Below are 7,414 nucleotides of genomic sequence, written 5' to 3' on the forward strand. Positions count from 1 at the left end.
GTGAAGAGCGGCGGCGACTATGTCCTCAACGGCACCAAGCAGTTCATCTCGGGCGCCGGCGACAGCGATGTCTACGCCGTCATGGTGCGCACCGGCACTGAAGGGCCGAAAGGCATTTCCACCATCGTCGTGCCCAGAGATGCGCCAGGCCTCTCCTTCGGCGCCGACGAGCACAAGATGGGCTGGCATATGCAGTCGACCCGCCAGGTCATCTTCGAGGATTGCAAGGTGCCGGCGGAGAACCGTTTGTCCGGCGAAGGTGCGGGTTTCGGCATCGCCATGGCCGGGCTCGACGGCGGCCGTCTGAACATCGCCGCTTGTTCGCTGGGCGGCGCGCAGTCGGCGCTCGACAAGGCGCTTTCCTACACCGCCGAGCGCAAGGCCTTCGGCTCGAAGATCAACCAGTTCCAGGCGCTGCAGTTCAGGCTGGCCGACATGGAGACCGAACTGCAGGCGGCGCGTATTTTCCTCTATGCCGCCGCCGCGAAGCTCGACCGCAAGGCGCCGGACGCCGGCAAATGGTCGGCGATGGCCAAGCGCTTCGTCACCGATACCGGCTTCAATGTCGCCAACGACGCACTGCAGCTGCTCGGCGGCTATGGCTACCTGCACGACTACGGCATCGAGAAGCTGGTGCGGGACCTGCGGGTGCACCAGATCCTCGAAGGCACCAACGAGATCATGCGCGTCATCATCGCGCGGGCATTAATTGGCCGCTGACGGCAACAAATCAGGAGAAATCGATGACCACCATTGCCTTCATCGGCCTAGGGAACATGGGTAATCCGATGGCCGCTAACCTGGTCAAGGCAGGGCATGCGGTGAATGGTTTCGACCTTGTGCCGGAAAACCTCACCGTCGCCCGAGAGCATGGCGTGACAGTGATGGCTAATGCCGTTGCCGCGGTGAAGGATGCCGATGTGGTGATTACGATGCTTCCCGCCGGCAAGCATGTGCTCTCCGTCTACGAAGACATCGCGCTCAAGGCCAAGCAAGGCGCACTCTTTATCGATTCCTCGACCATCGACGTCGAGTCAGCCCGCAAGGCCCATGCCGTCGCCAGGAAGCACGGGCTGTCGTCGATCGATGCACCGGTCTCGGGCGGCACCGGCGGTGCCGCGGCCGGCACGCTGACCTTCATGGCCGGAGGCTCCGATGACGCCTTTGCAACTGCCGAGCCGATCCTGAAGCCGATGGCCGGTCGCATCGTCCATTGCGGCGGCGACGGCGCCGGCCAGGCGGCAAAGATCTGCAACAACATGATCCTCGGCATTTCGATGATCGGTGTCGCCGAAGCCTTCGTGCTGGCGGAAAAGCTCGGCCTGTCACACCAGGCGCTGTTCGACGTCGCCTCGACCTCCTCCGGCCAGTGCTGGTCCTTGACCACCTACTGCCCGGTGCCCGGGCCGGTGCCGACTTCGCCCGCAAACAGGGACTACAACCCAGGATTTGCAGCGGCACTGATGCTGAAAGACCTGAAATTGTCCCAGGAAGCCGCGTATGGTGCGGGTGCTGTAACGCCGCTTGGTGCCGAAGCAGCCCAGCTCTATGCCTTATTCAACGCCCAGGGACATGGCGGGGTCGATTTCTCCGGCATAATTAATTTTCTCAGGGGTAACCCAGCGTAACCCCCGGATTTGCCGGGTTTTTCCGGTTTCCTTGGGTGGAAAAAGTGCAAATTTAGATTTGCTTAAGCTCTCGATAACTCCGCGGTAACGATGTCCCTATAAAACGGACTGCGAGGCGGACATATCTCATCCGCCCGGCGCTCCGGATCAGGTCTCGCGTACCGGAGCCCGTAAGTTCGACAAGTGCCATAGGTTTCGCAAAGTGTTTGCGTAGCGAAGCGCCATGCGTATCTGGCAAAGCCGCGTTCCTGATGGAGCGCGGTTTTTGCATTTTGCCCTGCAGCACGTTTTGAGACATCGATAAACCCGGAAACTGTACTCCGGGATGCCTCACATGCGCCCGCGGGCGCCTTCCGGATCATAGGGCGAGTCGGCGATCACCTTGGCCGCGCGGCGCTCGCCGAGGATGGACACCTCGAGTTCGGTGCCGGGCGACACAAGTGCCAGGGGCAACAGCGCAAGTGCGATGTCGTGACCGAAAGTGTAGGAGTAGCCCGCCGAGGTGATGTGGCCGACGAGCTCGCCTTCACGGTAGACGCCCTCGAAGGCGAACGCACTCGCACCTTCGGTATCGATCGACAGCGTGGCGATCCGGCGTGTCACCTGCTTCTGTTTTGCGACCAGTGCCGCGCGGCCGATGAAGTCCCCTTTGTCGAGGCTGATGAATCGGTCGAGGCCGCTTTCCCAGGCTGACAATTCGGAGTTCATGTCGCGATACATGGCGCGGTAGGATTTATCGAGACGAAGCGATTCCAGCGCTTGAAGTCCGGCCAGCCTCAGCCCGTGTGCCTCTCCCGATGCCAGGAGCGCATCCAGCAAATGCCGCTGATAGCAGAGCGGATGATAGAGCTCCCATCCCAGTTCGCCCGAATAGTTGACGCGCAGGAGCCGTACGTCGCTGGCCATGCCGACGGTGCCGGACTGCACGCTGAACCATGGAAAGGCTTCATTGGAGAGGTCGATCTCCGTCAGCGGCTGCAATATGTCGCGCGCCTTCGGCCCAACCAACGTGAAGCTGCCGCGATCCTCCGTGACGTTGCGCAGATGCACGCTGCCGTCCTTCGGCAACAGCCGGCTGAGATCGTCAAGGTTCCAGCGCTCGGCGCGCGGCGTCGATATGAGATAGAACAGCTCGCTCTGCAGCCGCGCCACCACATATTCGGCCTGCACGCAGCCGGCCGGCGTCAGGTGATGGGCAAGAGCTACGCGACCGGGACGAGGCAGCCTGTTGGCCAGGATTCCGTCGAGCCAGCCCTTGGCGCCCGGCCCGCTAACCTCGAACTTGGTCATGGGAGTCATCTCGACCAGCCCAGCGGCCTGGCGGACAGCCTGCACCTCCGCGGCGACGTGGTTCCCTTTGGGGGTCCAGCGCCAGCTGTAGACATTGCGCGCTTCGACACCGGCAGGCGCAAACCAGCTCGGCATCTCCCAGCCGTTCAACACATCCCACACCGCGCCGAGCTGGCTTAGACGGTCATAGGAAGGGGCCGTTTTCTGCGGTCGCGCCGCCGGCATGTCCTGGCCTGGATAGTGCTGTACGGCGTGGGTGCCCCAGGCCTCCCGGACCTTTGCCCGGGTCCAGTTCTTGTTAGCATATCGGCCGAACCTGCGGGGGTCCAGCTCCGCCGTGTCGATGCTGTTGCCACCCTCCACGATCCGTTCGGAGAGGTAATAGCCAATCGCACCACCCCAAAGGATGCCTCCCGGCACCCCTTCGGCGACCCAGACATTCTCCAGGCCCCACGCCTGCCCCATCAGCGGCAGTTCATCGGCCGTCATCTGGAAAGGTCCTCGCACATTCCGCTTGATGCCGGCGCGTCCGAGCGCGGGGACCAGTTCGGTCGCGCGTTCCCAGTTCCAGGACACGGCATCGAAATCCTCATCGAGCAGATCGGCGCCGAACCATTCCGGGACGCCGTTTTCAGCGAACAGCTTGAGCTGCTCGGTGCGCTCGTAGGGACCGAACATCAGCCCGTCGCCTTCTTCGCGCAGATAGCCCTCGTAACCCTCGTCCCTGAGGATCGGCATTTCCGGAAGACCAAGCCGCTTGCGTTCCACAATTTCGGGGACCGCCTCGGTGATCCAGTACTGATGCAGGATCGGGATCGCGGGGATGTCCAGGCCAAGCATGGCGCCGGTCTGGCGGGCGTAATTGCCTGTTGCAAGGATGACATGTTCACAGACGATCTCGCCGCGTGAGGTCTTGACCCTCCACTCGCCGCTCGGCATGCGTTCGAAGCCCACAACCTCGGTATCGAGATGGATCTTCGCGCCGAGGTCGCGTGCACCTTTGGCCATGGCCTGGGTGACATCGGCGGGTGCGATGTGGCCGTCATCGGGATGATAAAGGGCACCCAGCATGCTGTTGTTGTCGAGCAGCGGCCAGATTTCTCGCGCTTCCGCGGGCGATACGATCCGGGCCCGCACACCCTGGACCTCGGCAACGTCCATGTAGCTTCTGTACTCGTCCAGCCTGTCGCGCGTGTTGGCAATGCGCAGCTGGCCGCATTTGTGCCAGCCGACGTTCTGGCCCGTCTCCGCCTCCAGCCCCTCATAGATTTCGATCGACCTGGCGATCATGCGGCCGACATTGCGGCTGCGCGCGTAAGAGGGGATGAGCCCCGCGGCATGCCATGTCGACCCGGCCGTAAGCTGCGTGCGCTCCAGCAATGCCACATCGGTCCAGCCGCGCTTTGCCAGGCCGTAGAGAATGCCGGCACCCACACAGCCGCCACCAACCACGACCGCACGAAAGGAATTCACCATATGCGCGTGCCCTTGTATGAAATTGCCACCGGTCCACATGAACGCATGCGCATACTGTCAGACAGCATCCGGCTTTTCAGCATATTTCCTTGTCTGGAACGCAGCAGTGGTCACCCGATTGTTGGGCCACAAAGCCGGCCGAACTGTCAGCCTTCGCGCCCGCGTTTAGGCTGCTTTTTTGCGTTTTGCCCCGCTATATTCCGATTGCAGCATTCGGGATCGGGACATGATCTTCGTTGATCAGCACGATCGGCGCGTCGGCTCCTTCGACCCTGACGACCAGCAGGCGCAGGCTCCATGTGCCGGCTGTCCGGACAGCGGTCGAGTAGGCCGTGCCCTTGCCCTTGGCGCCGTGGAACGGAATGCCGAACTGGGCGTCGCCGGCCCCATTCGCATTGACGTTGAGATGGCCGCCGACCCAGAAACTGTCGGTCAAATCATCACCCAACGCCGCCTTGACGCGGTCGTCGGCGCGAAGCCTGTCCATCGTCATGTGGTAGGCATCGCTGCCTTTCAGGACGTAGGGAATGCTGCCCACCATCGTCGCGCAGCCGCCAATCCCGACAACCCAGACGGCAAGGCCGGCGATTGCCCAGTTGCGCTGCGTCTTGCGAAACTGTTCCGCGTCACGCCAGGCGCGGTTCTGCCAGGCCCAGCGGCTGCCGCGCGCGCCCAGCACGATGATCATGATGATGTTGACGACAGGGATCAGCGCCAGCAACGCGATGAAAGTGCTGTTGCCGATGCCCCAGATCCAGTTGAGGAAGAAAGCGCCCCAGTTCCAGCGGTCGAGTTCGGCTGGAATTTCAGCCGGCTGGTTGAGCGGTTGTCCGGCCATCGTGTCCCCCATCGGTGACGTATCGACTGATTCTAGCGCATGCGCCCGTCAATGCGCAAAATCAAAGTTCTGCAACTTCTGTCAGGTCTTGTTGGACAGCCGGCGAAAATTCGCTTTCACGGCACGGCTTGCCGGCTTCAGCGCGGCGCTGATCGAGCGCTCCGCCGCGACCCCGTTGAACAGCGATGGCGTGCGGCCCGAAAAGATTTCCGGCCAGAACCGCGATGCCGATTGCAGGAAGGACATTTGCGCCGCAAACACGCCTTCGGCCATAGCGGCGGTCTTCTCGTTTACCGCACGCGCGGTCTCCGTGCTCCATGGCTGACTGCTCCCGCCATCCATGGTCATCAACGGCAGCCGCATCATCGCCACCAGCGGCGCCAGCATCAGGTCGCCGCCGATGCTGGCCGCTTCTTGCGTCCGTCGGCTCTTGCCGGTCTTTCTCATGGAAACAAAACCCTTGTCGCGGCCGAATCAGCCGCAGCCCCACACCTTACGCTCTAGAGGTAGAAGCGTTTCCTAGTCACAGCATGTTCTCGAGGCCGGGCGCTCCTAGAACGCCCGGTCGAGGGTTCTATTCTACCGCTTGCGCAGGTCGGCTTGCGCCAGATCCAACGCCTTCGAGATGCGATCGCAGGCCATATCGATCGTATCACGGGTCCAGATCAACGGCGGCGACAGGATCATCGTGTCGCCGGTAGCGCGCAGCATCATGCCGTGCGCGATGGCATGATCGCGCACGGTTACCGCCGCACTTCCAGCCGGCAGGAAGCGCTCCTTGGTCGCCTTGTCCTTGACGATCTCGATCGCGCCCATCAGGCCGATCGAACGCACCTCGCCGACCAGATCATGTCCGGCAATGCGCTCCTGCAACGCCTTGGCGAAATAAGGACCGGTATCGTTCCGGACGCGGTCGACCAGCCCTTCCCGCTCGATGATCTCGAGATTCTTCAGCGCCACGGCACAGGCCACCGGGTGCCCGGAATAGGTGTAGCCGTGATTGAACTCGCCGCCCTTCTCGACCAGCGTCGAGGCGATGCGGTCGCCGACCAGCAATGCCGACAGCGGCTGGTAGCCCGACGTCAGCGCCTTGGCCGTGGTGATCGTGTCGGGCTCGATGCCGAGCGTCTGGGCGGCGAACCACTCGCCGGTGCGACCATAACCGGTGATGACCTCGTCCAGCATCAACAGGACATCGTATTTACGGCAGATACGCTGCACTTCCGGCCAGTAGCTCGCCGGCGGTATCTTCACGCCACCGGCCCCCATGACCGGCTCGCCGATAAAGGCGGCAACCTTGTCGGCGCCGGCTTCGAGGATCGCCTCCTCGACAGCCCCGGCCGCGCGCAGGCCGAAATCATGGTCGCTCTCTCCCGGCAGCGCCGATTCATAGGCGTAGGGCATCATCACATGGACGATGTTGGGCACCGCACCGTTGAGCTGCTTGTGCATACCATCCATGCCGCCGAGCGAGGTGCCGGCAACGGTCGAGCCGTGATAGGCCATCTTGCGCGAGATGATGCGGTTCTTCTCCGGCTGGCCTTCCAGCACCCAATAGTGGCGCACGAGACGCAGTGCCGTATCATTGGCCTCCGAGCCCGACGAACCATAGAACACCTGGTTGACGTGCTTCGGCGCGATCTCCGCCAACTTCTTGGACAGCAGCACCGGCGTCGGCGTCGAGCATTTGAAGAAGGAGTTGTAATAAGGCAGTTCCTTCATCTGGGCATAGGCGGCCTCGGCCAGCTCGTCACGGCCATAGCCGATGTTGACGCACCACAGCCCGGCCATGCCATCGAGGATTTCAGCCCCCTCGGAATCGTAGATGAAAGGGCCATTGGCATGGGTGATGATGCGCGACCCGGCCCCGCGCATTTCCTTATGGTCGGTGAACGGATGCAGATGATGCGCGGCGTCGATCTGCTGAAGCTGCTTCAGCGAATAATTCTGATAGGTCATGTCTGATCTTCCCTCTGGATTCTATCCGGCAAGCCGGGGGCGAATGCTTCAGAGGCAGAGAGGTGGCGAATAGCCGATGCGGGCGCACAGCCGCAAAAGCTCGGCGCGCAGCGTACGCGGTGACGGCGTCACCGCGACCCGCAATGCGCGAGCCTCAAATGCGTCAATCAACATCCTGACGAGAGCCATGGAAGCCACCTTAGAGCAAAGGCTGGTCGAGGAG

General features: G+C 62.4%; 6 protein-coding genes. 2 read left to right on the plus strand and 4 right to left on the minus strand.

All coding sequences use genetic code 11. The features are described 5' to 3' along the window. Positions 1-720 (plus strand): acyl-CoA dehydrogenase family protein (locus EOD15_RS24310; protein WP_185929056.1); only part of this gene is annotated, 720 nt, incomplete at its 5' end. Beyond that, on the plus strand, positions 717-1,628 hold the full coding sequence (mmsB, locus tag EOD15_RS24315; RefSeq protein WP_245472879.1) for a 3-hydroxyisobutyrate dehydrogenase: 912 nt from the start codon (positions 717-719) through the stop codon (positions 1,626-1,628). The genes EOD15_RS24310 and mmsB, both read left to right, overlap by 4 nt. 330 nt (positions 1,629-1,958) lie before the next feature. Here the strand turns inward: mmsB and EOD15_RS24320 are convergent, their stop codons facing one another. The 4 genes from EOD15_RS24320 to EOD15_RS24335 all read right to left on the minus strand — a co-directional run bounded on the left by EOD15_RS24320 (position 1,959) and on the right by EOD15_RS24335 (position 7,191). After that, positions 1,959-4,394 carry an FAD-dependent oxidoreductase gene (locus tag EOD15_RS24320; RefSeq protein ID WP_127320788.1) on the minus strand — a complete coding sequence of 812 codons (2,436 nt, stop codon included), beginning with the start codon at positions 4,392-4,394 and terminating at the stop codon, positions 1,959-1,961. A 193-nt stretch (positions 4,395-4,587) separates the two neighbouring features. Beyond that, on the minus strand, positions 4,588-5,232 hold the full coding sequence (locus EOD15_RS24325; protein WP_127408904.1) for a cytochrome c oxidase assembly factor Coa1 family protein: 645 nt from the start codon (positions 5,230-5,232) through the stop codon (positions 4,588-4,590). Positions 5,233-5,313: 81 nt separating this feature from the next. Then, positions 5,314-5,679, minus strand: coding sequence for a hypothetical protein (locus EOD15_RS24330; RefSeq protein WP_023812284.1), 366 nt, complete (start codon positions 5,677-5,679; stop codon positions 5,314-5,316). A 132-nt stretch (positions 5,680-5,811) separates the two neighbouring features. Beyond that, positions 5,812-7,191, minus strand: a complete 1,380-nt coding sequence (locus EOD15_RS24335; protein ID WP_127320787.1) for an aspartate aminotransferase family protein — start codon at positions 7,189-7,191, stop codon at positions 5,812-5,814. Positions 7,192-7,414: the final 223 nt, after the last annotated feature.

It is taken from the genome of Mesorhizobium sp. M7A.T.Ca.US.000.02.2.1 (assembly GCF_003996995.1).
Lineage (GTDB): Bacteria > Pseudomonadota > Alphaproteobacteria > Rhizobiales > Rhizobiaceae > Mesorhizobium.

Excerpts from the sequence above, each read along its gene's own strand:
- EOD15_RS24320 (WP_127320788.1), bottom strand. The coding sequence starts at position 4,394 with ATGGTGAATTCCTTTCGTGCGGTCGTGGTTGGTGGCGGCTGTGTGGGT.
- EOD15_RS24325 (WP_127408904.1), bottom strand. The coding sequence starts at position 5,232 with ATGGCCGGACAACCGCTCAACCAGCCGGCTGAAATTCCAGCCGAACTC.
- EOD15_RS24330 (WP_023812284.1), bottom strand. The coding sequence starts at position 5,679 with ATGAGAAAGACCGGCAAGAGCCGACGGACGCAAGAAGCGGCCAGCATC.
- EOD15_RS24335 (WP_127320787.1), bottom strand. The coding sequence starts at position 7,191 with ATGACCTATCAGAATTATTCGCTGAAGCAGCTTCAGCAGATCGACGCC.